This is a genomic window from Paenibacillus residui, from assembly GCF_042677205.1.
Taxonomy (GTDB): domain Bacteria; phylum Bacillota; class Bacilli; order Paenibacillales; family NBRC-103111; genus Paenibacillus_L; species Paenibacillus_L residui.
Genome location: NZ_JBHTIU010000073.1, coordinates 1 through 25,023 on the forward strand (window position 1 = coordinate 1; position 25,023 = coordinate 25,023).

Consider the following 25,023-nt stretch of genomic DNA (forward strand, 5'->3'; position numbering starts at 1 on the left):
CAATACCGAGCGAGGCACGAATGCCGTTCAGCTCAGTTCATTCCTGCAGGTCACTTATAAAACCGCCTGGGCGATCCTTCACAAGATTCGCCAAGCTTTGTCTCAAGCAGATCATAAGCAGCCGCTTACCGGTGTGGTGAAGGGAGGCACAGCTTTTCATCGCCCTTTCCGCAGTGCTGCGTCGGTCTTAGGGCTCTATCCCGAACAGAGGCCTGTATTCGTCGTTGCTTCCTTGGACAAAGGAGCTGTACCTCAGCAGGTCAAAATCAAAACCGTTCGTCCGGAAGATATGGAGGACGGCAGAATCTATCGGTCTGCGGGCGAGCACTTCATCAAGGAGCATGTCAGCCCGGATGCGCTCGATGTGGATATCGAGACGAGGCGCTACCATTATCAACGCGTTCCTTCCCTGCGGAATTATTTGCGCAAAGCGAGAGCGTGGACCAATCGAGTATTTAACGGGATCGGACCGAAGTATTTACAGCATTACCTGGATGAATTCTGTTTTCGTCTGAATTTACAATTGCAGAACGTACCTATTTTTGAACATCTCGCCCGTGCTTGTATAAGGCTATCGATGGAAATGAGCTTATCTCGGCCATGAGAATTGAAAAGGGAGAAGGGGATTGCGAGCGTGATATAATCTGGTTCGGTATGCCGCATGGTCCAGGATGGGAGACCTCGTCATTCTTGCGAAACATAGGCAATTACTCTATCTATTTTGGTGCACGTACTTGCGAGCATGATGTGCAGTTCGGTATGCCGCATGGTCCAGGGTGGAGACCTCGTCATTTTCCTGAGTAACATAATAGGCAATTACTCTATCTATTATGGTGCACGTATATTACTTTGTTATTAATTGCGAGCATAAATGGGCTGGCTTCTTTTATGTGCATGTTCGGGACAGTAGACTTCATTATCTCTATTGAGAACATCATTGGCTAGTTTCGCCGCTTTCTATGGTACACATGTATGCAAGCTTCGTGGTTACATGGCATATAGTGTGCTGTTTTTCGTTATGTCGTATGGTGCAGCAGCTTTTTTTTCACTATGTTCGAAACAGGGATAATTGGTATCGATTATTTCGAATGTCCCCGCATTTGCTTTCAAGTGGGGCCATGCAGCGTACAGATTGTATTTTTGTCACGTTCTCTAGTTATTCTGAGCCAATGGGATAATAGTCAAAAGCCCGTAGAAAGGGAATTTATATCAAATTCTCGACCAATGCGAGATAGTATTTAAACAGCAAGAGGAGAGGTCAATACACAATACACAATACACAATACACAATATGCAATTCAAACAGGTTATAAGCAAAAGGGTATGTAACCACGTTTATTCATAATCGATCGTGCAATTTCCGTTGACAAAACAATCATCGTCATGTTATAACAGATTCATCTATCTTTAACGGATAAAAGCATAAAAGCCAAAAAGCTTGAAAGTGGAGAAGCAATAACTGAATATCGAGGCAACGGTTATGGCATCTAAGCAAAGTTGAATCATCTTAAGTTATGTTGAATCATTTAAGCAATGGCTGGATATCTTCTGTATCGAGAAGTTTCGAGGAAGAATTGTTCACGGAGGGTCGGGTTGCGGGTAGTCTAACCGCTTCCTGGCTATAGAGAATAGCGATAATGGGGGATGGAACAGAAATGAGAGATCAATGCAAAATTTTGGATTGTACTATTCGGGATGGCGGTCTGGTCAATAATTGGGATTTCAGCGTGGAGTTTGTCCGCGATTTATATAATGGGCTTAATGAAGCCGGGGTTGAATATATGGAGATCGGCTATAAAAACTCGCCCAAGCTGCTTAAAGGGGCGGACTCCGGACCTTGGCGTTTTCTGGATGAAAACTTTCTGAAAGAAGTCATTCCTGAGAAGAAACGCACAAAGCTGTCCGCTCTGGTCGATATCGGACGTGTGGACGAGAATGACATATTACCGCGTGAACAAAGCATGCTCGATCTAATCCGGGTGGCTTGCTATATCAAGGATGTAGATAAAGCTCTGGAACTGGTGCGCCAATTCCATGAGAAAGGCTATGAAACCAGCTTGAATATTATGGCTTTGTCCCATGTGCTGGAGCATGATTTGGTCGAAGCCTTTGCGGAAATTGCACAGAGCCCGGTAGATATCGTGTATATTGTAGACTCGTATGGAAGTATGGATTACAAGGATATAGAGCATCTCGCCGATAAATTCGGGCAGATGCTTCCCGGCAAGCAGCTAGGCGTCCATACGCACAACAACATGCAGCTTGCTTTCTCGAATACACTGGCAGCCAAAAATAAAGGAGTGGTCTATCTCGATTCCTCCGTATACGGCATGGGCAGAGCGGCAGGAAATTGCCCTACCGAGCTGTTGGTAAGCCACTTGAAGAACCCGAACTATCGTTTGCGCCCGGTATTGGATATTATTGAAAAACATATGCTTGCCATGAGACAGAAATGGGAATGGGGATACATCATTCCGTACATGATTTCCGGTACGCTCAACGAGCATCCTCGGGTAGCCATGGCCCTTCGCGACAGCGAACGGAAAGACTGCTTTGTGGAATTTTATGATACGTTGACTTCTCCCGAACCGGCAGGTGTCAAATAAGCATTTTCGAAGAGACTAATGCAGCCCCCTTGTTTAAAGGACGAGGGGGCTTTTTGCTGTGGATTCGTAATATTTTGTCCGTTGCGCTTCTTCTCCGTAACATCATTCATTCGCTTTTGACGGGGGTTTTCTGCATGCTTTGAGGCGTAGGAATCGTCCCGTTCTTTTTCTTAGGACACAGAAGTATGTATACTATAAAAGTGGACAACACTTCAAGCGATAAACAAATCTCAGCGGGAAAGTAGGGTGGCCATGACTGAATTGATTAATGAGCTGTTAAAAATCATGACTTCTATGGGCTATTGGGGGATTATGCTCGGGCTGATGATCGAGGTTATCCCAAGCGAGATTGTGTTGGCTTATGGTGGTCTGCTCGTATATCGGGGGAACGTCAGCTTTACGGAAGCCGTCATTTTCGGCACGATCGGGGGAACCATCGCCCAGATTTTTGTATATTGGATCGGGCGGTACGGCGGAAGGCCTTTTCTGGAGAAATACGGCAAGTATTTGCTAATTCATGACAAACATATAGATATGGCCGAGGCCTGGTTTAACCGTTACGGAACCGGAGTTATCTTTACAGCGCGCTTCATTCCGGTAGTACGGCATGCGATTTCTATTCCGGCGGGTATGGCGAAGATGCCGTTAGGCCGTTTTACGCTTTATACTGCAATGGCGGTTATTCCTTGGAGCATTCTCTTCGTTTTTCTTGGGTTCAAGCTGGGGCAATTGGGCAAGAGCTTCGAGCAAATCGGCGATATTGCCGGCCCCTACGTACAACCGTTCATCTGGGTGTCCGTCGCTCTGACACTGCTTTATATTGTCATTAAAATATTCCGTAGGAGGAAGCAGCTCTCCGTTAATGAACAAGGGAATACGGCAGAAACATCCGTGTCCGGAGAGCAGGAAATGGACAAGAACGAGAAACGACTTCTAGAGCTCGGCAGCAGCTATATCGTGTTACATTCCCAACGGGTGACAGCCGGTGGCAGTTCGCAGGTGATCGAGCATTTGGCCATCGGGCCAAACGGAGTATTTCATATCCGGACAGAAGGTTCCGCGGGGATAATCCGGCTCACGACCGAGAGAATCCAGCGTGGGGAGGAGAAAGGCTATGAGGATGCCACAGGTCTTCTGTACCGCAACGAATATGTGTTGAAGCAGAAGCTTCGCTCCAAACGGTTGGAAGCCGATGTTGTCGGCCTGTTGTGCTTCGTTCATCCGGATTGCCGATTGGAGGGGAGAATGCCTGCTTTTACCGCCGTAAGAGCGGATCAGCTGACGGAATTTATTCAAAGCTATAAACCAAAAAAGCTGCTATCCGTGGCTGAAGTAAAGGAGATAGCGAGTCTAATGGAAGCCGGGAGCGGAAGGAATACAGGTTAAAAGGGGCAGACTCCCGGAAGCCGTGCCCCCGGTCTATGCACCCTGCTGTACATTCTGATACAATGGGTACAACAGGTAAACTATTCAAGTGGAGGGGTAGGCATATGGCTAAAAGTGTTGCAGCTAAAATCGGCAAGGGGATTACACCTCAGCAGTTTATGGACGGTATGGAGAAAAACAAGGACAAATTTATGGAGTGGTACAACCAATTTAGCTGGAAGAGCGAGGACGACCGGAAGTTTTTCGAATCGCTTCGCGACCGTGACCTTCGCTGTCTGATCCTTATGGCCGATTGGTGCGGCGATGTTGTTCGCAATATACCGGTCGTATTCCGGGCTTTGGAGAACAGCGGTGTTCCTGTGGATGTGCTCATAATGGAACAGCATTTGGATACGATGGATGAATTTCTGACGATGGGCGGCCGTGCCGTGCCGATCGTTATCTTTGCGGATGGCAGCGGGAATGTGCTCGGACAATGGGGACCGCGTCCTAAACACGTGCAGGCGATTATGATTGAATTTAAGCAAAACAACCCGGACCGCGAAGCCCCGGATTACAATGACAAAATCCAGGTAGCCCGGCAGGAAATGCTTAAGCAGTACGGGGAAGGAACCGGTTATCATGACGTCATTGTGAAGGAACTGCGCGAGCTGCTTACGTCATTTTGAAGAGGAGAAATAAAGGAATTATTCTGCAGCAAGAACTAGAACAGGAGCGAGACTGGATGAACATAGAAGTGGTAACGCTGGGACCGTTGCAGACGAATGCCTATCTGCTGACCAATCCTGAACGGACCAAAGCGGTCGTAATCGATCCGGGGATGAACCCCCAGGCGCTGATTCGCAAGCTGGGTGATTTGGAAGTGGAAGCCATCCTGTTGACTCATGCCCATTTCGACCATATCGGCGGGGTGGATGAAATCCGCAAGCTGAAGCAGTGTCCCGTTTATTTGCACGATGCGGAGGCGGACTGGCTGACCAATCCGAACAAGAACGGCTCGGCTCGCTGGCCGGAAATCGGCGGACCGATTCAGACCGACCCGGCAGAATATGCGCTGGATGAAGGACAGACTCTGGAGCTTCTGGGCTCTACCTTTCAGGTGCTGCATACTCCGGGGCATTCTCCGGGCAGCGTAAGTTTTCTCGTGGGCAGCCATCTGTTCGGCGGGGATGTTTTATTCCGTTTGTCCGTGGGAAGAACGGATTTGCCGGGAGGCAATTGGAATGATTTGATGGATTCCATTCACGGCAAGCTGTTTGAACTGGATGATTCGATTCAGGTTTATCCGGGGCACGGGCCGAAGACGACCATTGGCTATGAAAGAGAAAATAACCCTTACCTGTAGCCTCATGGTGCAGTAAGGGATTGAGGCAACAAAAGTCGGAAGACGCCATTTGCAAGCAACGAGGATGTTTCGGAAGCCACCCGCTTTCGTCACATCCTCTTTTTTATTCCATTTTGAATTAAGGGGATTGGGGGTTGACAAATTATGTTATTTATAAGTATATTTAAACAAACATTTATTTTAAATAAACATTTAATTAAGTCAGAGGTGAAGGATTATGTATAAGATCATCAAAGCATTTCTGAAACAGAAAACATCGATCACCGGCATTGCAGTAGCGATCCTGTTCCAGCTTGTTTTCAGTGTCGTATGGATGACGGGATACAGGGAAGTGAACGATCATTTCGATCAGTTGAACGTTGTCATCGTTAACGAAGATCAGGAGGCGGGCGCCACCCTCGCCGAGACTCTCGTTCGGACGCTGCCTTTCCAAACCAAAGCTGCCGATACAACTACGGATGCCGAAGCTATGCTGAATGAGCGGGAAGCACAGATGGTGGTCGCAATTCCGGCCGGCTTCCAAGAACGGCTGAGACTGCCCGGAGGAGAACCTGTTTCACTTAAATTCATTATCAACGAATCCAATCCCACTATGGTCAAAAGCATTATGCAGAACATAGCCTTGGAAATAACTTCAACGATTAATCAGCAAGTGACTACTGCGGGAGTGGAAGCGGTTCTCGTTCAAGCCGGCATGCCGGAGGGGCAGGCACAGGCGGTCAGTGCCGGGGTGAGCGCGCGGGTGGCCAAGGAAATCCAAAGCTTACATCCGGTTGAGAGGATGTCCGATTCGATGGTGCCGTTAATGATGGTGCTGGCCTCCTTCGTCGGTTCGATGCTGTTTTCCATGAATTTGTTTCAATCGATGCAGGCGTTAGGGGCAGGATTTAGCAAGTGGGCGAAGTATTCCGCCCTGCTTCTAATCAGTATTTGTACGGCTCTTACGGTATCTCTTGTGGGCACCTCCATGGTGATGCTGTTGGGAGAGACCTTTAACAGCAGCTTCTGGACCGTCTGGGCCTTCCAGTCTCTCTTCCTGTTCACATTTATCTTGTTTACAATGGCTTTTGTTTTGCTTTTTGGTATGGGCGGCATGCTGTTCAATATTATAGGCCTGTCCGTTCAATTGGTCACATCGGGGGCGCTCGTTCCTGCCGTTCTATTGTCCGATACGTATCGCGGCATAGGCCAACTGCTTCCGGCCACTTATGCCGTAGAAGGAGTTATGAATTTGTTGTTCGGAGGAGAAGGAACCGGATCGGCCATTCGCATGCTGTGCGTTATTATGGTTATAAGCGCAGCGGTTGGAGTGTTGTCTGTCGCAATCCGCCGGGAGAAGGAGGAGCTTCCGGGCATAAGCCGAGCCGTTGTTTAGCCTGAGGGCCTTGTGCACCCTCTTGCAACAAGTCCCGGGTACAGTTCATAATAGAAGAAAACTGTTAAAGGAGAAGCAAATGACAACTCCTGAGCCTGATGCTAAGCAAAGAATATTGCTGGCCGCCAAAAAGCTGTTTGCCCGCCAAGGATACGACGGGACGAGTGTAAGACAAATATGCGATGAGGCGGGCGCTAACGTTGCGTTGGTTTCCTATCACTTCGGAGGAAAAGAAAATATGCTCAATGCCATGTTCAACGAATTTCTTCCGCAGCATCGTATAGCTGAGATTGAAGCCTTCAAAGATCTTCCTGCGGAAGCCCTTCGATTGCTTATACAGGAAATCATCCGTTTTAGAATGAGCGACCGCGATCTGATTACGATTTTGCAGCAGGAAATTTTGACGGCCTCTCCGAGAATAGATATGATTCGCAAGCACTTTTTACCTTTGTGGTCTGCATTCCGAGATCTCCTTGAAAAAGGGAGGGAGCAGGGAATCTTCCATTTTCGCTCGCTGGATCAAACCTTTATGTTCACTCTGGGGGTGCTTCTGCTTCACAAGCAAATAGACTATTTTTCTCCGCTTCTCCAGGAAGGTCCGCCAAGCTTCGAGGAACTGGTCAGAGATACGACCGAATATATTTTCAGAGGGTTGGGAGCAGCCGATCTATTGGAGAAGCAGGGTTGATTTTTGTAAAATATAGAAAAAATATGTCAACAATCGGTTGAAAATTCCAATAGGCTCTGGTATATTATGTTACAAATGAATATATGACTTTGCGAAGAACGCAAGCTTACGGATAAGATCCGCGAGTTTGCGTTTTTTTGTTTTATTGTTCCGCATTCGCTGCAGGACAATTGTCTTTCGGCGAAGCGGGGCGCCCATCTGCGAAGGAGGTGATGGATGGATTGAGCAGAAGGCGGAATTTGCTCATTAGCCTGGTTGCAGGGATATTGTCCTGTCTGCTGGTTTATGGTGTTTACTTGCTTCAGGTTCGTCAGGTGGAGCTGCAGCAGACGACAAACGTTGTCGTTCCCAAGAGCTTCATTAAGGCAGGAACATTGATAACGTCCGATATGATCGAGATGAAGCCCATATTCATCGGTTCTTATGACGAACAGATGGCTTCCAGGGCGGAAGAGGTGATAGGCAGGGAGGCAGTCGTACCTCTGGGAACGAACGAACCGATCCTTCATTGGAAGCTTGACCGGTTTCAGCTGCTTCCAAGAGAAGGCCAGTACACTTTCCAGGTGCCTAAGGAATACATATTGTCGATCTCCAACGGGATCCGTGCCGGGGACCGGGTACGGATTTATCTGTCCGGCAAAGCAGGCCCACGCATCATGTTTGAGGAGGAGATTGTAGTTGCTTCCGTCAAGTCGGCGGCCAACATAGAGGTCGATGATCCGAACAATACCCATTTCCTATCGAAGCTGAATGGCGATGAGGAGAAGATGTACGCTTCGCGTCGCGAGGCCAACGGCAACATCGAACAGATTAATTTGAATTTGACCGAGGAGCAGTGGCTGAGAATGGATGACGCTTGCCGCAATCAAGACGGAAAGCTGGTTATCGCTTTCAGCAATATGTCGGACATTGAAGAGCGATAAGGAGGCCGGCCTGAAGCCGGCCGTGAGACAGAAGGAGGATAACAGAAAAATGGATACCCATATGACGGTAGACAAGGAACCGGAAATCTGCGCAAGTCAAGCCCATTCCGTCCGAACGGGAACGGCTTCCGGAGATAATAAATTGATAGTTTATTTGGGAACGACGCCGAACATCGGAACCACCCTTCTTTCTTATGGTTCTGCTGTCTGCGCCGCGCGATGCGCACATTTGTCGGTGGGCTACCTATGCCTGAATTTAAAGAGCTCCAAGCTGCACCGTTATATAGGAATGAATGAGGTATCATCGTCGCTGGATCATCTGCGGGCCGATCTGAAATCGCAGAGCCTGACCCGCCAGAGGCTGCTCCGCCACTGCGTTCAGGCTCCCGGAGTGCCGGGACTGTCGGTGCTCTTCGGAAGCTCCTTGCGGGAGCAGGCGGAATTCTATCAGCCGGAAGATATCGAGCATCTGTTGATTGCGGCCCGGTCGGCATTCGACCTGTGCATTGTTGAGGTAAATGCTTATTGGGATAACGCTGCAACGGTCGTGGCATTGCTGGAAGCGGATGCAAGAATCATCGTAACCACACCGGATCTCACTCACTTTCAGGAGGACTTGCAGCGCTGGATGCTGACGATGGCACCGATGTTCGGACTTCATCCGGAAACCTTCCATCTGGTAGTCAATCAGGTGGAGAAAGCCTCCGCAGCGGGCGGCATCCGAATGAAAGATATTCAGAGGGAAACCGGCCTGGAGATTATCTCACAGGTGCCAAGGCGCGAAGAAACGGTTGAAAGATTGAATCAGGGCAAGCTGATGGAATTGCTGGCGGGCGATCATCCATTTTATCAAGCGATAGCGAGGATTCCCCGCAAATTTTTGGAGCAGTGGAATATGGAAGCTACGGATCTGTCCCGCAAGAAGCGCTGGCTTGGCCGCTGGATTCCGCGGGCCATCTCTTAAGGAGGAGTGGCTGTGGAGAAGAAATTTTCCGTCCTTGCCTATGCGAATAAGCTCCGGGAAGATCACCCGTCTTCCAATGAAGGGCTTGGTGCGAGGGGGGACAGGCAGCTTCAGGAGTTCTACCGCTGGACGGAGGAAATCCGCAGCGAATTGGTAGCGGCCAAGGGAAGAACCGAAGAGGAACAGCTGCAGTATGGTGAAATGCTCAATCGTGCGGTTTTGGGCTATGAGGAGGACCGCTTGAAAATTTTCGCCATTATCCGGGACCAGCTGGCCAAGCGAAGAATCCATGACATGCCGCCTCCTAACCGGAAGCACAGTACAATAGCCGAGGCGATATTTGCCGAAGTCATCGGCTTGGGGGAACTGGAGCTTATCCTGAAGGAGAAGGAAGGGCTCGAGGAAATTCAGGTCGTGGGCAGGAACATTTTTGAAATCCGTAACGGCAAGGTGAGGCCGTCGCCGTACCAGTTGAACTCTGTTAAAGAACTGGAGAGAATCCAGCAGAATCTGGTGTTATTTAATAATGACTCATTAAATCCGCGCAAAAGATGGGCGGAAGTGATGCTCAGGGACGGTTCGCGAGTAACGATGACGGGGTTCGGCTATACATCGGTTCCGACTTTGACGATCCGATTTTATACCGTTCAGCGCTTTCGGCTTGAGGAGCTTTGTCAGAGCCGTTACGGGACGATGAGTGGGGAAATTATGGAATTGCTGCGGTGTGTTATCCGTTCTTATTTTAATCTTGTCATTATCGGCCCGACCAATTCCGGTAAGACTCACTTGATGAAAGCCCTGATTGCGGAACTGCCCGAGGATGAGAGAATCATTACGATCGAATCCAGATACGAGCTGATGCTGAAGCGTGACTTCCCTAACAAAAACATTGTGGAATACGAAATCGATGAGGATGACCGTAAGCATAACGGACAGCAAGCCTTCAAGCTGGCGCTCCGCCAATCGCCCCAGAGAATTATACATGCCGAAATCCGGGATGAGGACGCCAATATATACGTTCGGGCGTGTACGAGGGGGCACCAGGGAAGTATGACTTCCGTGCACGTTAATGAACTGGAGGATGTGCCGGAGGCGATTACCGACATGTGCATGCTGGATTCCCGGGGAATGGACCCGCTGCGCCTGGCCAAAAGGATCACAAACTATGTTACTCAAATTGGCATTGAGATGGCGATGGTGGACGGTAAGCGAAAAATTGTCAGGATAGGTGAATTTGAATTCGTCGAAGGGGAGGTGAAGGTTCGCGATCTGGCCGTCTATGATTATGGGCGGAAGGGCTGGCGGTACCCCCTCCGCTTCTCCGAAAGAGCCTGGCGCAGAATAAGGAAATACGATCCGGCAGGCCATGAAGGGCTGCGGGCCATAGGGGGGTGAACGGATGCTGATTGCCGCCAAAGCAGCTTTCCTGCTGCTATTGTTTATCTTAATCTACACAGGGATTCGGGGAGTTATGCTCGTTGCCGCAAACCGCAAAATGGCGAGAATCCGGCTTCATCATGTTCGCAATGCCGCCTTCGGCAGCAGATTGACTGATCTTCTGCAGCGAAGCGGCTTTCTTTACCGGCATCTGTCTGATTTGCTGGAATCTACGGGCTCCCGGTTTACTTTGCCCATGCTGCTTACGACTTCTTTAGTGCTGTTCTTGTCCGGGTTTATTACGGCGGTGCTTTTCTTCCCTTCGGTTAAGGGAATCCTTGCGCTTTGTCTTATCGCGTCTTCCTTCCCTTACTTATTGCTGCGGATGCGCTTGATTACGAATCAGTTGAGATCGCGGATGGATTTTCTGCCGGCTGTGGAAATTGTCTATCAAACCTATTTGTTGGACCCGCATCCGAATATCCGCAATGTTCTTCATCGGGCCTTGAGAGAAAATCGGATTCGTTATCCGTTGAAGCCTGTGTTTGAACAACTGCACCGCAATTTGTCGATGAGCCGGGAGGTTGACGACGCGCTGCGTATATTCAAGATGTCTCTGGGACATCTGTGGGCGGATTATATGGCAAGTATTCTTAAAATTGCTATTGTCGAGGGGAATGACGTAACTCTAAATCTGAAAGAATTGATCGACGATATGCGGAAGGCCAAATTGGCCGATCAGATCGCCCGCAACCGGCTGCTCGAAATCCGGATTGCCAGCTTCTCGCCTCTGTGCTTCCTGGCCGTCTTTCTGTTGGTGAATTTCCGGATCAACTATGAGAATGCCTATTACTATTATTTCGTAGACGCCGCCGGCCGCAATATGCTGTTAGATGCCTTACTGCTTATCTTCGCAGGATTTCTGATGGGAGTATACCTTTCTATGAAACGAATGTGAAAGGAGGAGAGGAATGAAGGCTGTCCCGGAGTTGCAGTGGATGAACTGGTTATTGAACGGGCTGTTGTTTACCCTTAGTTTCATGGCGTTTTATTTCCTGCTGGTTTCTTTCATTGCGGGAAGGAGGAGAAGGCTGCGGGCGAAGCCGTTCTTCCGCGGGGAGCATCCGCCGCCGTTATTGCTGAAATGGTTTCGCGTTGCATTGGAAGGATCGATGGCTGAAGAGCGGAAACAACTGCTGCTGGGCTGCGGGATTCCGGTTTCGGTGTTCTGGTATGAGCTATGGAAAAAAATATTGCAGGCCTTACTTGTTGTCACCGGCCTGGCAGGATGGTTCGCTCTTCGCAGGCCCTACCTTACCTTGTATATTCCCGGGACCTATGTTCTGGCCGGCTCTATCGTTCTGCTGTTCCTTATATACTTCGACCGTGTGCTGCTGGAAGCCATTCAGAAGCAGAGAGCGCATCGGATCGTTAAAGAAATCTATACGGTCAGCAATCAGCTGCTTTACTATACCGGGTCCAGAATGAATCTGCACGGCAAGCTGACGCGATGCCTGCCGTATACCCGCACGATCCGCAAAGAATTTCAACTGCTGATCAACGAATGGTACCACGATGCGGAACAGGCCGTGATTCAATTCAAGAATAGGCTTGGAACCGAGGAGGCGCACAGCTTCTCCGAGACCATCCGTTCTTTGCGGCTTAATGAGAACGATGCCTATTATGAGCTTCTTCGGCAAAGAATCGCGGATTACAAGGAACGAATCGATTTGTACAAGGAAAGCAAGAAGGAAACGACTTCTTACGTGCTGTTCGTCCTGGCCGGCATTCCGATCCTGAACACGTTCCGCCTGTTTATTTATCCATGGGTGCAGGAAGGACAGAAGCTGTTTCAAACCTTGCAATGAACAATTCCGATATCGAATGGAAAGGATGATTTGAATGAGAAATATATTAATGACCGTTATGCTGCTGATTGTCGTCGTTGTCATTTTTACTAACGTGATAACCAATGATACTACAGGAACGAAGAAGATGATTGAAGATAAAGGAACTTCGATCAACACCGAAATCAAATCGTTGATTCACCCCTAAACTGGCAGATAAACTCTGCCTATGCTGAGGAGGGGCAAATTCATCCCGCGGAAAGGAGAGGCGGCTTCTCCCTGACCTTACGGCATGGAGGTTCGTCGCCATACGGTCATGAGATCGTTACTGATAACTTTGCTGCTGCTGCTGGCAGTCATTCTTATTTTCAATTCAACGGTAGGAGGAAAGGACGGAACAGAGGAGATGGTCCGCTCCGGCGGCTCGCGGATCAATTCCGTTATTGAGAGCATAAATCCGTAAGGAACCAAGGTGGTAATAGATGAAGCAAATCCTGGTTTTTATCCTGTTCGTATCGATGCTGTGCTGGTTTATGTTCGCTCCGGTATATAAGCATGTGATTATTACGAGACAAGCCGTTCTGCAGAAGGAAGTCGATTACTTGCTGGAGGTGGGAGCAAGCGGAGCCTATGGCTACATTGATGCGCGAATGATTGGACAATCCAGGCTCAGGCTGGCGGAGAGAGGCTTCGTCGGCGCGGATCTGAACTATATCGTGACGACGACCCATGGAAGGGGAGGAACCCGTGCGGCCGAGCCCGTGCCCCGCGGCGAAGGAATTCGATTGATGATTACATATCCCTATGGAGGGTTATTTGCGATTGACCGGCTGGTCGGTGTGATCCCCCCTGACGACGGATCATTAATGGCGGCGGTAGGAATGAAGATGAGCGAGTATGTTCCCTGACCCTTGCAGCAAGGGGCTAGAAGCGGATCCGAATGTCTTGTCAACCGGAAAAGCTGCTTAAAGGCTCCAACGAGCCTTCTAACCGGCGGATTGATCTCTCTTAGAACGCCGGACTCCTATCCTTGAAGAACCGAGAACCGTTATCACTTGTTATTCCCGGCCCGGTGCCGCGCGATAGAACGAAGAAGCTGGAAGGGGCGGGGTGATGGATGAATAAGCTCCTGTTGTTCTTTTTGCTAATAGGTTTCTATATGACGATGCAAGCTCTTCAGACCGATGAGGAGTTGGCTATGCATACTCTGTTTAACGCCAAGCATGCCCTGAACTATGCAACTCATGCTGCAGCCCAGCAAGTCAATAACGCCAAGCTGGCGCAGGGGATTATCTCCATTGATCCTGTTCGGGCCAGGGAAACCGCCGACCGTTATTTGCAGGCCAACCTGCGTTTGGATTCCGCCAACCGCCCGCTTCCGGGAACGTTCCTGCGCCAGCCGGTGGAGCTTCTGGCCTTTGAAGTCATTAATGAGGATAAGACATTTCCTTATCTATATTCCAATCCGTTATACGATTACTCGGTCTTGTTCCACCGTCCCGGAGTCGTAATGATTATCCGGCTGGAGTTTCCCCGTACGTTCCAAGTGTTAGGGCCGATTACGTGGGAAATCAAAAGCTCCTCCGAACTGACGTTCTAAAAAATACTGGCCAAAATCCGGGACAGGACATTCTATCGTTATACGAGTGCGAGGATTGTGAAATTGATCGGACCGGACAAGCTGAAGTAGTTTTCAACGTCGCACCCTGTTGTTCTGACATCATATATTTGTAATCGCGGGTTGATCAGGGGGAACGATGGGGCGTTTCTTCAAGAAAAACAGTCATAAGTGCGCTGTTTCCGGTTATCCTCAGAGGATGCTTGACCTCCTGGTTCTGTGTATAATGAAACCATGAAATGGACGAAGATTATGCATGAAACCGAACAGGGGGACTGTGAATGGATGTGTTTATGACCCGTCGCGAGAAGCTTATGAGTAGGATGAGAGCTCAGCAGATCGACGGTTATTTGGTGACGCAGAATGTGGATATCTACTACTTTACCGGAACGATGCAGACCGGGTTCTTGTTTATACCGTCAGAAGGAAATCCCGTGTTTTATGTCCGCAGGAGCTTGACCCGTGCGCAGTCGGAATCCGGTGTCGAGGTCGAGGAGCTCGGGTCTCTGCGCAGCTTGGGAGAGCGGTTAAAGGCCCGCTATCCCTCATTGTTCTCGAATGAAGGAAAAGCTGTAATCGCGACCGAATTCGATGTGCTTCCCGTCCAATTATTTCATAGGCTTCAAGCGGCTATCCCTATGGTGGAATGGAAGGACGGAACGATGCTGGTGCGGGAAATCCGCATGATCAAGGGGCCGGAGGAAATCGAGGCGATCCGGAGAGCGGCTGTCGTGACCGATCTTGCCTTCGAGAAGGCGGCCGCGTCTGCTAGGATCGGAATGAGGGATGTCGAGCTAATGACGGTGATCGAGGCGACGATGCGTGAGCACGGTCATATGGGGCTTATGAGAATGCGAGGCTATAATCAGGAGATTATTACGGGAATGGTGGGCTCGGGCAGAGCCATGGCCATTCCGACATATTTTGACGGACCGGCGGGAGGAGAAGGTCTGGGCCCTGCAAGCCCGCAGAGCTCGGGGAACAAAACGATAGGACCGAATGAGCCTATCCTCGTGGACATTGGCTGCTGCATAGACGGTTACGTCTTTGACCAGACGAGAACGATGGTCATCGGCGAATTGGATGAAGAGCTGGACAGAGCTTACCGGGTGGCGGAGCATATTTTACGGCGCACGGAGGAGAAGCTGGTCCCCGGCACCTCCTGCGAGCAATTGTATATTCAATCTCTGGAGCTCGCCGAGCAGGCCGGCTTAAGCGAGCACTATATGGGCTTCAGACAGGATCAGGTGAAATTTCTCGGGCACGGGATCGGCTTGGAGGTAGATGAACTGCCGGTGCTGGCGCGAGGATTCCGTCTCCCGCTGGAGCCCGGAATGGTAATTGCGATCGAGCCCAAGTTCACGTTCCCCGAGCGCGGAGTCGTCGGGATAGAGAATACTTATCTGATTACCGATGACGGATTCGAGAAGCTGTCTGTTTCGCGCGAAGGACTTATCCGCTTGGGCGGAAGATGATGTGCACCATTTACTAACCGATCAGGAACCGCCTGGTTGGTTTTTCTTTTTTGACCAATAGGTTTCCGAATGCGACCGCTTCTCTGAGACATATAGTTGACCACCGTCGCGCGACGTCATATACCACGCTCTGGGAGTCTCGTGCAGTGCGAAATGCTCCGGCAGATTTTTTTTCGTTCGGAATGAACTTTGGCTTCTAGCTGTTCGTACTATTGGATGAACCGGATGATTTGGCCCATGGGTCGAAAATCAGCGGTTTTGGAGAATGAAGCGAATGGAATGGACAGCTATACTTGCCGTATGGGCCGAACTTTCCATCATAGCTGAATGCGGCAAAAAAGAAGCGAAGCTTTGTCACAGGTTTCTCGACGGGCACTAGAAGCTTCGCAAGATGAAAATGTGTAAAAATAACCACAATAACAGTAGGAAAACCAGATTGATCGCAGAAGAAGCCGAATGGAGGGTAAGGATTGTCTGAGGAGCGGGAGCAGATACGGAAAGCTCAGGCGGGAGACAGCCATGCGCTCGCTATTCTCCTCCAGAGCCATTATTCCATGGTGGTACGCTATTTAATCAAAGTGACCATGGAGCCTCATATAGCTGAGGATATAGCGCAGGATACGATGATGAAAGCAATGGAGAAGATCAAGCTGTACAATGGGCAATCCAGCTTCTCTTCCTGGCTTATGACTATAGCTACCCGGCTATATATTGACATGCTGCGCCGGAAGAAGCGGGAGAAGCTGTGGCTGGATCAGGAAGCGGCCCTGCGCAAAATCAAGTGGCATATGGCCCGGCAAGGGGAGGATTGGCCGGAAGTGCTGGATGCCGTCCATAGTTTGCCTTATGAATATCGGATTCCGATTATTCTTAAGCATTATTACGGCTATGCCTACGATGAAATTGCCCGAATGATGTCCATTCCTGCGGGAACCGTGAAATCCCGGGTGTTCCATGGTTTAAAAACGCTGAGGAAGGAGTTGAACGCAGATGAAGAGTAAACCGACAGACAGCCGCTTGTCCGGCTCCGAGAAGGCTCTTGAGAATGAGGTTAATGAAATAGATAGCGAGATGGTCAAGGAATTGCGGGAGGGTCTGGATAAGCTTGAACAGTCGGTCCCGGTATTTTCCCCCAACCTTCATTGGTTTGAGGAACAGATCCTGCAGCATCGCAAGCAGTTGAGAAAGAAGCTGGTTCGTGATCTGCTGTTGTTCTTTACCATCGCCGCTATTGTTCTGAGCCTGACCGTCGCATCTATGCTGAACATCCCTTCCGTTTACATGGTCTTTCAAATATTCGCCTGTATGTTAGTCCCGGCTGCACTATGGTGGATCCAACGAAGAAGGAAGGTGGGCGCATGAAGCCGCAATTTACGGAAGTGTCCCCCTATATCTTCCTTCTCCTTATCCCGCTTCTGCTGGTACAGAGCACATGGCTCTTTCTGGATGCAAGGAAGAGGGAATGCTACCCATGGTTCTGGGGGATATGGGGGCTGACGACCATTCCTTTACCCGGTATACTATATCTGTTTCTTGTGGTTAAAATTTTCCGCAGAAGAAAGGAAGATAAGCGGTAAAAAGATCGGCGCGCCGTCGCTTCATGTCGGGAGTTCTGATCCCATGTGGCCAATGGTGTTATAGGCTTATTCGGCTCCGTCATGATATATGGTGCATATGCTGTTTTTTGCGAAGGAAATCGGCTGCCCCTGCAGAAAATATGTCGATGTTCGGGTTTCTCTATACGAACACGGTCTAATTTGCCGAATAATAGATTATAATAAGAAGAAAAGGATGAGGTGTGGAACAGGATACGCGAATTTCCATTGGACACCGTAATCTTTTTTTAGTAGGATAGAGTCCATAATCTATTATTTATGGAAACAGGGCCACGCTTTCAGACACGGCCGCTAGGGGCAAGGGGGGAGAACAAATGCTTCGATTGGGTCAAAGAATATGTATAGTGGACGATCAACTCGAGCAGAATTTGCCGATAGGAGAATATGGATATATAATCGCTTATGACCGTAATGCGGATAATATCTTCGATTATGTCATACGGGTTCCGAAAGTGAACAAACATTATTTCGTTCCGGCTGCGGATATTGAACTGGAGGAAGTTCTGATTCAGCAGGAGGCGGATCGGATAGAGAGAGAAGCTCTGATCGACTTCGCTTTGGCTACGAAGAACGAGGAACTGTTCCGCCGGGTCCTGAACGGAGAGGATCTGGAGCTGGAGACGGAGAGCGATAAGGAAGTATTGTCCCGGGAGGATTTTATCAAGCAAATCAACCTGAGGGCCTGGATTTAATCTCGCCGGCCGCATCGGACACGACATTTTTCCGGGACGGCAAGAGCTGCGTATATTAACGGGAATGCCCGATCTTTCTTGTAGAAAGGCATGTTTCTGAAGAAGACGTTAACCGCTCTTTGGAAGGATGCCTTTTTTTGCCGTGCCGCTCTCCCCTTCCCTTGGAACGACGGACAAGCTGATGATTGAGTTAGAAAAACAACTGAGATATAATAAAAAGAATGATTGTACCTAGAAAGGATGTCGTACAGATGAGTATATCCATGCAGGATGTTGAGCATGTTGCCAAACTGGCCCGCCTCGATCTGACGGAGGAGGAGAAGCAGACCTTTACCGGTCAGCTTAACGCCATTTTGAAATATGCGGAGCAATTGAACTCGATTGATACCGATGGAGTCGAGCCGACCAGCCATGTCGTTCCGATGTCCAACGTTATGCGGGAAGATGAGGTTCGCCCGTCCCTTCCGCTCGATAAAGTGTTCCTTAATGCGCCGGATGAAGAAGAAGGACAGTTTAAAGTTCCTGCCATTCTGGAATAGCCGCTTGAAGTCAGGCGAAATTAATGAACGCAAGTACAAATATACAAACTGGAAAGCGGCAGTGGTCTACAAGCTTTCGTGAGAAATCCGGCTTTCGGAAGCATAGGCTGTTATCCCGGATTTCAACCTGAGAATGATTGGTGAAATCGGAGGATAAGAGCGTGTCGATTGTCCTAATTCGGCGCGAAGTGCTCGGGTATATCACCGCACCTCCAGTCATTGCCCAATTTTGAAAGGAGGACACGGAGTTGTCTTTGATGGATCGCTCTTTAAAAGAAATACATAAAGGACTGGCCGGCAAGGAATTTAGCGTGACCGAGCTGGTTGAACAGTCGCTTCGCCGTATTGGAGAAGTAGACGGGAAGATTCAAGCCTTTTTGCAGGTGGATGAGGATAATGCGAAGCGGGTTGCCCGCGAGCTGGACGAGCAGTTAGCTTCGGGAGGGGAGCAGGGGCTGCTGTTCGGACTTCCTGCGGGAATCAAGGATAATATGCTTACGGAAGGGTCCCTCACTACATGTGCGAGCAAGTTCCTCTCCAATTATAAGGCGATTTATGATGCGACGGCAGTGCAGAAGCTGAAGCAAGCGCAGGCTGTTCTGATGGGTAAATTGAATCTCGATGAATTCGCTATGGGAGGCTCCAACGAGAACTCCGCTTTCCATCCGACTTATAACCCCTGGAATACGGAATATGTTCCTGGCGGTTCCAGCGGTGGATCGGCTGCGGCCGTAGCGGCCAGAGAGGTTTATTTCTCCCTGGGATCGGATACGGGAGGTTCGATTCGCCAACCGGCTTCTTTCTGCGGAATTGTAGGGCTGAAGCCGACCTATGGGCTGGTGTCCCGGTTTGGTCTCGTCGCATTCGCTTCTTCGCTTGACCAGATTGGTCCGATGACGAAGAACGTGGAAGACGCAGCTTATGTTCTGCAGGCGATTGCCGGGCATGACCCGATGGATTCCACCTCTGCGAACGTCTCTATTCCGGATTATTCCAGCGCACTTACCGGGGATGTCAAAGGGCTTAAAATCGGTGTGCCTAAAGAATATATCGGAGAAGGAGTGGCTCCGGAGGTAAGAGAAGCCGTATTGGCCGCTCTTAAAGTGCTGGAAGCCCAAGGGGCCGTATGGGAAGAGGTTTCCCTGCCTCATACCGAATATGCGGTGGCGGCTTATTATTTGATTTCTTCTTCGGAGGCATCTTCGAACCTGGCCCGGTTTGACGGAGTACGTTACGGCAAGAGATCGGAAAATGCGGAGAATCTGCTGGATCTCTACCATCTCTCGCGCAGCGAGGGCTTCGGACCGGAGGTCAAACGGAGAATCGTGATCGGAACCTATGCATTAAGCTCCGGTTATTATGATGCTTACTATGTCAAAGCGCAGAAGGTGCGGACGCTGATCAAGCAGGATTTTGACAACGTGTTTGCCAAATATGACGTCATTGTCGGACCTACCGTTCCTACGCCTGCTTTCAAAATAGGCAGCCAGGTCGATGATCCGCTGACGATGTATTTGAACGATATTTTAACAGTGCCGGTCAACCTGGCAGGAATTCCCGCGATAAGCGTTCCTTGCGGTCTGGTGGACGGTATGCCGGTAGGACTGCAAATTATCGGCAAAGCATTGGACGAGTCTACGGTGCTGCGTGTCGCTCACGCGTTCGAGCAGAACACCGAATTCCATAAGCTGCGTCCGCAATTGTAGGAAGGAGCGAAACTGATGACTACCACAGCAAAAAAATACGAAACCGTGATCGGGCTGGAAGTTCACGTTGAGCTTCATACGAAATCGAAAATATTTTGCGGCTGCTCGACATCGTTCGGAGCTCCGCCCAATTCCCAGACATGTCCGATTTGTCTCGGGCATCCCGGTGTGCTGCCGGTATTGAATAAGCAAGCGGTGGAATACGCGATGAAAGCGGCCATGGCCTTGAACTGCCAGGTGGCGACCGATACGAAATTCGACCGTAAAAACTATTTCTATCCCGATTCGCCGAAGGCTTACCAAATCTCCCAGTATGATAAACCGATTGGGGAGCATGGCTGGATCGAGATTGAGGTGAACGGCGAGACGAAGCGGATCGGCATCAACCGCCTGCATCTCGAGGAGGACGCGGGCAAGCTGCAGCACGTAGACGGAGGCTATGCCTCCCTGGTTGATTTCAACCGTGTAGGGACGCCTCTGATCGAAATTGTTTCCGAACCGGATATTCGTACGCCGGAAGAAGCCAGAGCTTATCTGGAGAAGCTTAAGGCGATCATGCAATATTGTGAAGTGTCCGATGTCAAGATGGAAGAGGGCTCGCTTCGCTGCGACGCCAACATCAGCATCCGTCCATACGGTCAGGAGAAGTTCGGAACGAAAGCCGAGCTTAAGAATATGAACTCTTTCCGCGGGGTTCAGAGAGGACTCGAATACGAGGAAATCCGCCAAGCGGAAGTGCTCGACCGGGGAGAGAAAGTGGTTCAGGAGACGCGCAGATGGGACGAGGCGCAGGGGAAAACCATCTCCATGCGGAGCAAGGAAGAGGCTCATGATTACCGCTATTTCCCGGATCCGGACCTGGTTATGCTGCATATTGATGACGAATGGAAAACCCGAGTCCGCAATTCGATTCCGGAGCTTCCCGATGCGCGGAAGGCCAGATATACGAGCGAATATGGACTGCCTAGCTATGATGCCGAGGTTCTGACCTCGTCCAAGGAGCTGGCTGACTTCTTCGAAGAAAGCCTTGGGTATACGAAGGATGCCAAAGCCGTTTCCAACTGGATGATGGGTGAACTGCTCGGGTATTTGAACGCCAACAATCTGGAACTGTCCGATGTTAAGATTACGGGCAAAGGCTTGGGCGAGATGATAGGCTTGATCGAGAAAGGGACGATCAGCAGCAAGATTGCCAAGACCGTCTTCAAAGAAATGATCGAGACCGGCAAGGAGCCCGGGCAGATCGTCGAGGAGAAAGGGCTCGTTCAGATCAGCGACGAAGGGGCCATCAAGGCGATCGTCGATAAAGTGGTCGACAGCAATCCTCAGTCTGTGGCTGACTTCAAGGCCGGCAAGGACCGGGCCGTCGGCTTCCTCGTAGGTCAAGTTATGAAGGAAACCAAGGGCAAGGCTAACCCGGGAGTGGTCAACAAGCTGATCATGGAACGCCTCCAGCAATAGATTAAGAGATGATCGAACGGATTCGATTGACCAATAATGAAGAAGCTCTTCGTGTACTTCGGCTTCAGATGGATTCTTATCTGGTCGAAGCGAAGAGGATCGAATACGATGATATTCCGCCGTTGAAGGATACCATAGCGTCTTTAATGGAATCCAAGGAGAGGTTCTATGGCTATTTCCCGGAAGGAACGGATGGGGAATTGTCCGGGGCCATAGCCTACGAGAGAGAGGGCCAAACGGTGATGATCTGCCGTCTGATGGTCCGTTCCGACCGCTTCCGTCAAGGGATAGGCTCTGCCTTGCTGCGATTTATTGAACAGCAGGAGCAGGAGTGTACATGCTTCTTCGTTACGGCGGCGGCCAGGAATGAACCGGCCATCCGTCTTTACACCAAGCACGGGTATGTGGAGGAAAGCCGCCGGGAGGTTGCTCCCGGCCTCGTCCTCTTACGTTTAATGAAGACCGTGCCCCGATAAATCCATTTGATAAGCTTTGTCAAACAGCCGGTGAATACCGGCTGTTTTACCACATAGGGATCTTCAAGTTCTTTACAGTGTTAATACAATGTAAACAAAGATTCCTATTGGCATAAAAAGCTTCTGCTAAAGATGGATTCGACGACTTCTCCGAGAAGGCTTCAATAGAAGCTTTTTTTATTGGCTCAGCCTAGCCCAACCTAGAAAACAGTGCCTGATTTCCTATCTCTGTGAGTAGACTCCGGAAAAACTACCTTGAAAATCCGGCTATTTTCATCATCCGCCGGTGCCGCAGTCAGAGGCATGGGGGGCTAACTGGATTTTATGAAGTTAGATACGCTGAATTAGACGATTTATTGCAATCTAACGGGAAAACATACAGCTAGTTCAGACCAAATCTAATCTTTTCCTCCCAATCCCCATTTCTAACTGCAGGTTTTCCATCTAGTTCCGGTTATCTGGTGATCAAAGCATGAACTAACTGCATAAATTCCATCTAGTCATCATGGAGGCGACGGATCTTTCAGGAACAGAATATGGTTTTGAGCCGTTTATTACTATAAGACTATCTTCTCAAAAGGGGCAACGGCTGTTTTTGCTGAAAAGGAGCGTTATCCGTCTTCATTGTGGGGGCCCGGGAGCGAATCATTTACCCGACCCGATCAAGACACTAAATCAACATTGCCTTCATAGGTTTGACAATAAAGATAGAAGATTGTATGGTTGCAGTTAAATGGTCATATGCTAATTTAGCGACTTAAGGCTGAATCATTACAAATATAAGCGGATTGCAAGTGATTTTGAAGAAAGGGGGGGTATTGTGGACCCGTGGCATATTGAACCGCTGGATTTAACCATCCGCCTCGTTCTCGCCCTTCTCCTGGGAGGGTTAATTGGTCTGGAGCGCGAGAAGAACAATCACCCGGCGGGCTTAAGGACTCATATTCTTGTCTGTGTCGGATCGGCTTTGCTCATGCTCCTCTCCATGTACGGTTTTTCTGCTTTTGTGGACGAAGGGAATGTTCGTTTGGATCCGGCGCGTCTGGCCGCACAGGTTATTCCCGGGATCGGTTTTCTCGGAGCGGGAACCATTATCCGCAACGGTTTTTCCATAACGGGGCTGACGACTGCAGCTTCACTGTGGGTAGCCGCGGCTATCGGATTATCGGTAGGGGCAGGCTTCTACTACGCGGCGTTTCTTTCTACGGCGGTAGTCCTGATTAGCCTGTGGACACTGAATATTGTAGAGAAGAAATATTTCGAGAACCGGCGAACCTATTGGCTGAAACTAGTGACGAACCAGAAGCACGGAACTCTGACCCATATCTCGTCCAATTTGGAGAGAAAAGGAATCACGATCCGTCAGATTTCGATGGAAGAAAACGATTGGGAATCGGAAGAGAATGCGGAAAAACATGAGCGGCTGACGCTGTCCATCCTTATTCGCGTCTCCAAGCCTTCCTTGCTGATCACCATTACCGAAGAAATGAAGCTCCTGCCGGGAATAGAAAAGGTCAGCGTGGAATCCGCTTAGAAGGCTCATTCGGATTCGCGTCTCCAAGCCTTCCTTGCTGGTAGCTTTGTGGAGTTAAATTGCTGCCGTGGATAGAAAAGGTTAGCGTGGACTCCGCAGTGCGGCAGGGATGAAGTTGGTTTAGACTGGGGGATCGGCCATTGATAAGAAAACAACGGGCTCAGGCAATCATTATCGACCGGGGCAAAATACTGATGGCTCGCCATTACGACCATTATATTTCTCAGTACTACTGGTGCTTTCCCGGGGGAGGAATAGAAGCCGGGGAAAGCCCGGAACAAGCGGTAGTGCGTGAGCTCAAGGAAGAGACGGGCTTATCCGTCCGCCCTTTGCAGTGTCTTGGTGTCGAAGTCTTCCCCCATATATGGCAGGGCTACGCTTCCACGATTACTTTCCTAGCAGAGGTTGCACAAGGCGAGCTTTCCCTCGGATACGATCCCGAGTATGAGGGCTGGGATATGCCATTTCTGCAGGAGGTTGGTTGGCGGCCATTGGAGGGCGAGCTTCTGAAACAAGTGGACAGGTTCCTCAGGGGCTTTACGATGTTCGAGGCTTTTTCGCCCTCTTGGTTAGAAGTCCGGCGATATTAGTAAGCCGGAAATAGCTTCTCCATTCGCGTCGCAAATTCGAACGAGAGCACGATGCGGTGTTGCTTCAAAACAAGCAAAAGTGCATGCTTATAGGGAGCGTCTGATGCGCTGTACTGGACTAGCTGCGAAGACGAGCAGAAGCGCAGGCTAATATGGGAGCGTCAGGCGTGTTCTACCGACGCTGCTGCAAAGACAAGCGAAAGTATATGTCTTTGCGGGAATGTTCCAATGCGCTACCGACGAAACGTCAAAGACAAGCAAAAGTGCATGTCTTTTTGTGTCATTCCGGTAAATCTCGGGAATGACGAGCAAAAGTGCAGGTGATTTTCCGCAAAACGCTGAAAATTAGTAAAATGGCTGAATTTACCTGCACAACTGCACGTCTTTTGCTGTTTTTGGCTAAAATCGTTCTGAAGACCTGCACTTTTGCAGGTCCTTGATGGCATTGCTCCTTTAATTGACTTCGTAACTTTAGAAGGTAAAGCAGGAGTGCGATCTGGTTTTGGAAAGAAAAGTTTGAAGGCTTTATTTTCAATAGGTTACTTTACTTGGAAATATTTACAAAATATTAGTGAATAATGCGTTAATCAGGTCTAGTTTGAACAAAGTGCGAACCTATAGCTCACATGAAAACCCCCGGGAAACTCGCACCGGCGTAACGACGCGGGTTTTGGCATTTTTGCAGGTTTTGTCGGCAGTATGATCCTTACAAAATAGAGGTTCGCACTTTTAACTGTTTGAGCCCTTATGGTATGCTGGATTTGGCAGCACCCTGTCGCACTCTGTACGAGTGCGTGGATTGAAA

26 protein-coding genes, 2 pseudogenes and 1 CRISPR repeat array (1 of these 29 only partly in view) are annotated in these 25,023 nt (G+C 49.6%); all 28 genes and pseudogenes read left to right on the forward strand.

Annotated features, from left to right (window positions below; translation table 11 throughout):
- Positions 1-604, forward strand: a pseudogene (locus ACFQ03_RS18135) (transposase); the annotation flags it as partial.
- A gap of 1,051 nt (positions 605-1,655) precedes the next feature.
- Positions 1,656-2,606: an aldolase catalytic domain-containing protein gene (locus ACFQ03_RS18140; RefSeq protein ID WP_144938902.1), complete on the forward strand. Its 951-nt coding sequence runs from the start codon at positions 1,656-1,658 to the stop codon at positions 2,604-2,606.
- A 252-nt stretch (positions 2,607-2,858) separates the two neighbouring features.
- Positions 2,859-3,464: pseudogene (locus tag ACFQ03_RS18145) on the forward strand (DedA family protein); the annotation flags it as partial.
- Positions 3,465-3,515: 51 nt separating this feature from the next.
- A complete protein-coding gene (locus ACFQ03_RS18150; RefSeq protein ID WP_379289991.1) occupies positions 3,516-3,992 on the forward strand; it encodes a nuclease-related domain-containing protein in 477 nt (158 codons plus the stop codon).
- Between the two features lie 104 nt (positions 3,993-4,096).
- Positions 4,097-4,660 carry a thioredoxin family protein gene (locus tag ACFQ03_RS18155; RefSeq protein ID WP_379289949.1) on the forward strand — a complete coding sequence of 188 codons (564 nt, stop codon included), beginning with the start codon at positions 4,097-4,099 and terminating at the stop codon, positions 4,658-4,660.
- A gap of 56 nt (positions 4,661-4,716) precedes the next feature.
- On the forward strand, positions 4,717-5,337 hold the full coding sequence (locus ACFQ03_RS18160) for an MBL fold metallo-hydrolase (RefSeq protein ID WP_144938911.1): 621 nt from the start codon (positions 4,717-4,719) through the stop codon (positions 5,335-5,337).
- A gap of 217 nt (positions 5,338-5,554) precedes the next feature.
- On the forward strand, positions 5,555-6,712 hold the full coding sequence (locus ACFQ03_RS18165; protein WP_379289951.1) for a YhgE/Pip domain-containing protein: 1,158 nt from the start codon (positions 5,555-5,557) through the stop codon (positions 6,710-6,712).
- Between the two features lie 79 nt (positions 6,713-6,791).
- Positions 6,792-7,400 (forward strand): TetR family transcriptional regulator, encoded by a 609-nt coding sequence (locus ACFQ03_RS18170; protein ID WP_144938915.1) that lies wholly within the window; start codon positions 6,792-6,794, stop codon positions 7,398-7,400.
- A gap of 221 nt (positions 7,401-7,621) precedes the next feature.
- On the forward strand, positions 7,622-8,323 hold the full coding sequence (locus tag ACFQ03_RS18175; RefSeq protein ID WP_379289954.1) for an SAF domain-containing protein: 702 nt from the start codon (positions 7,622-7,624) through the stop codon (positions 8,321-8,323).
- A 49-nt stretch (positions 8,324-8,372) separates the two neighbouring features.
- On the forward strand, positions 8,373-9,287 hold the full coding sequence (locus ACFQ03_RS18180; RefSeq protein WP_144938919.1) for an AAA family ATPase: 915 nt from the start codon (positions 8,373-8,375) through the stop codon (positions 9,285-9,287).
- 12 nt (positions 9,288-9,299) lie between these two features.
- On the forward strand, positions 9,300-10,682 hold the full coding sequence (locus tag ACFQ03_RS18185; RefSeq protein WP_379289956.1) for an ATPase, T2SS/T4P/T4SS family: 1,383 nt from the start codon (positions 9,300-9,302) through the stop codon (positions 10,680-10,682).
- A 4-nt stretch (positions 10,683-10,686) separates the two neighbouring features.
- Positions 10,687-11,622 (forward strand): type II secretion system F family protein, encoded by a 936-nt coding sequence (locus ACFQ03_RS18190; protein ID WP_379289958.1) that lies wholly within the window; start codon positions 10,687-10,689, stop codon positions 11,620-11,622.
- A gap of 13 nt (positions 11,623-11,635) precedes the next feature.
- Positions 11,636-12,532 (forward strand): hypothetical protein, encoded by an 897-nt coding sequence (locus tag ACFQ03_RS18195; RefSeq protein ID WP_379289960.1) that lies wholly within the window; start codon positions 11,636-11,638, stop codon positions 12,530-12,532.
- Positions 12,533-12,566: 34 nt separating this feature from the next.
- Positions 12,567-12,719, forward strand: a complete 153-nt coding sequence (locus ACFQ03_RS18200; RefSeq protein WP_186328401.1) for a hypothetical protein — start codon at positions 12,567-12,569, stop codon at positions 12,717-12,719.
- A gap of 108 nt (positions 12,720-12,827) precedes the next feature.
- Complete coding sequence (locus ACFQ03_RS18205) at positions 12,828-12,974, forward strand: hypothetical protein (RefSeq protein ID WP_186328402.1); 147 nt, start codon at positions 12,828-12,830, stop codon at positions 12,972-12,974.
- 19 nt (positions 12,975-12,993) lie between these two features.
- Positions 12,994-13,419: a hypothetical protein gene (locus ACFQ03_RS18210; protein ID WP_379289962.1), complete on the forward strand. Its 426-nt coding sequence runs from the start codon at positions 12,994-12,996 to the stop codon at positions 13,417-13,419.
- Between the two features lie 209 nt (positions 13,420-13,628).
- Entirely contained in the window at positions 13,629-14,111 is a 483-nt protein-coding gene (locus ACFQ03_RS18215) for a hypothetical protein (protein ID WP_144938929.1), read from the forward strand.
- Between the two features lie 299 nt (positions 14,112-14,410).
- On the forward strand, positions 14,411-15,604 hold the full coding sequence (locus ACFQ03_RS18220) for a M24 family metallopeptidase (protein ID WP_379289964.1): 1,194 nt from the start codon (positions 14,411-14,413) through the stop codon (positions 15,602-15,604).
- Between the two features lie 470 nt (positions 15,605-16,074).
- Positions 16,075-16,605: an RNA polymerase sigma factor SigY gene (gene sigY, locus ACFQ03_RS18225; RefSeq protein WP_144938933.1), complete on the forward strand. Its 531-nt coding sequence runs from the start codon at positions 16,075-16,077 to the stop codon at positions 16,603-16,605.
- Positions 16,595-16,966: a YxlC family protein gene (locus ACFQ03_RS18230; RefSeq protein WP_379289967.1), complete on the forward strand. Its 372-nt coding sequence runs from the start codon at positions 16,595-16,597 to the stop codon at positions 16,964-16,966. The genes sigY and ACFQ03_RS18230 overlap by 11 nt, the downstream gene beginning before the upstream one ends.
- Positions 16,963-17,181, forward strand: a complete 219-nt coding sequence (locus ACFQ03_RS18235; RefSeq protein ID WP_144938937.1) for a hypothetical protein — start codon at positions 16,963-16,965, stop codon at positions 17,179-17,181. Before ACFQ03_RS18230 ends, ACFQ03_RS18235 begins: the two co-directional genes overlap by 4 nt.
- A 353-nt stretch (positions 17,182-17,534) precedes the next feature.
- The gene (locus ACFQ03_RS18240; protein WP_144938939.1) at positions 17,535-17,912 is read left to right on the forward strand and encodes an ATPase; all 378 of its coding nucleotides are present in this window, start codon (positions 17,535-17,537) and stop codon (positions 17,910-17,912) included.
- Between the two features lie 251 nt (positions 17,913-18,163).
- On the forward strand, positions 18,164-18,451 hold the full coding sequence (gene gatC, locus ACFQ03_RS18245) for an Asp-tRNA(Asn)/Glu-tRNA(Gln) amidotransferase subunit GatC (RefSeq protein WP_144938941.1): 288 nt from the start codon (positions 18,164-18,166) through the stop codon (positions 18,449-18,451).
- A 257-nt stretch (positions 18,452-18,708) separates the two neighbouring features.
- Positions 18,709-20,157, forward strand: a complete 1,449-nt coding sequence (gatA, locus tag ACFQ03_RS18250; protein WP_379289993.1) for an Asp-tRNA(Asn)/Glu-tRNA(Gln) amidotransferase subunit GatA — start codon at positions 18,709-18,711, stop codon at positions 20,155-20,157.
- Positions 20,158-20,172: 15 nt separating this feature from the next.
- Positions 20,173-21,618 carry an Asp-tRNA(Asn)/Glu-tRNA(Gln) amidotransferase subunit GatB gene (gatB, locus tag ACFQ03_RS18255; RefSeq protein WP_144938945.1) on the forward strand — a complete coding sequence of 482 codons (1,446 nt, stop codon included), beginning with the start codon at positions 20,173-20,175 and terminating at the stop codon, positions 21,616-21,618.
- 8 nt (positions 21,619-21,626) lie between these two features.
- The gene (locus ACFQ03_RS18260) at positions 21,627-22,094 is read left to right on the forward strand and encodes a GNAT family N-acetyltransferase (RefSeq protein WP_379289970.1); all 468 of its coding nucleotides are present in this window, start codon (positions 21,627-21,629) and stop codon (positions 22,092-22,094) included.
- 817 nt (positions 22,095-22,911) lie between these two features.
- The gene (locus ACFQ03_RS18265) at positions 22,912-23,628 is read left to right on the forward strand and encodes an MgtC/SapB family protein (RefSeq protein WP_144938949.1); all 717 of its coding nucleotides are present in this window, start codon (positions 22,912-22,914) and stop codon (positions 23,626-23,628) included.
- A 140-nt stretch (positions 23,629-23,768) separates the two neighbouring features.
- Positions 23,769-24,218 (forward strand): NUDIX domain-containing protein, encoded by a 450-nt coding sequence (locus ACFQ03_RS18270; RefSeq protein ID WP_260982133.1) that lies wholly within the window; start codon positions 23,769-23,771, stop codon positions 24,216-24,218.
- A 774-nt stretch (positions 24,219-24,992) separates the two neighbouring features.
- A CRISPR array of direct repeats spans positions 24,993-25,023; the repeat unit is 32 nt; it runs 669 nt beyond the window's last position.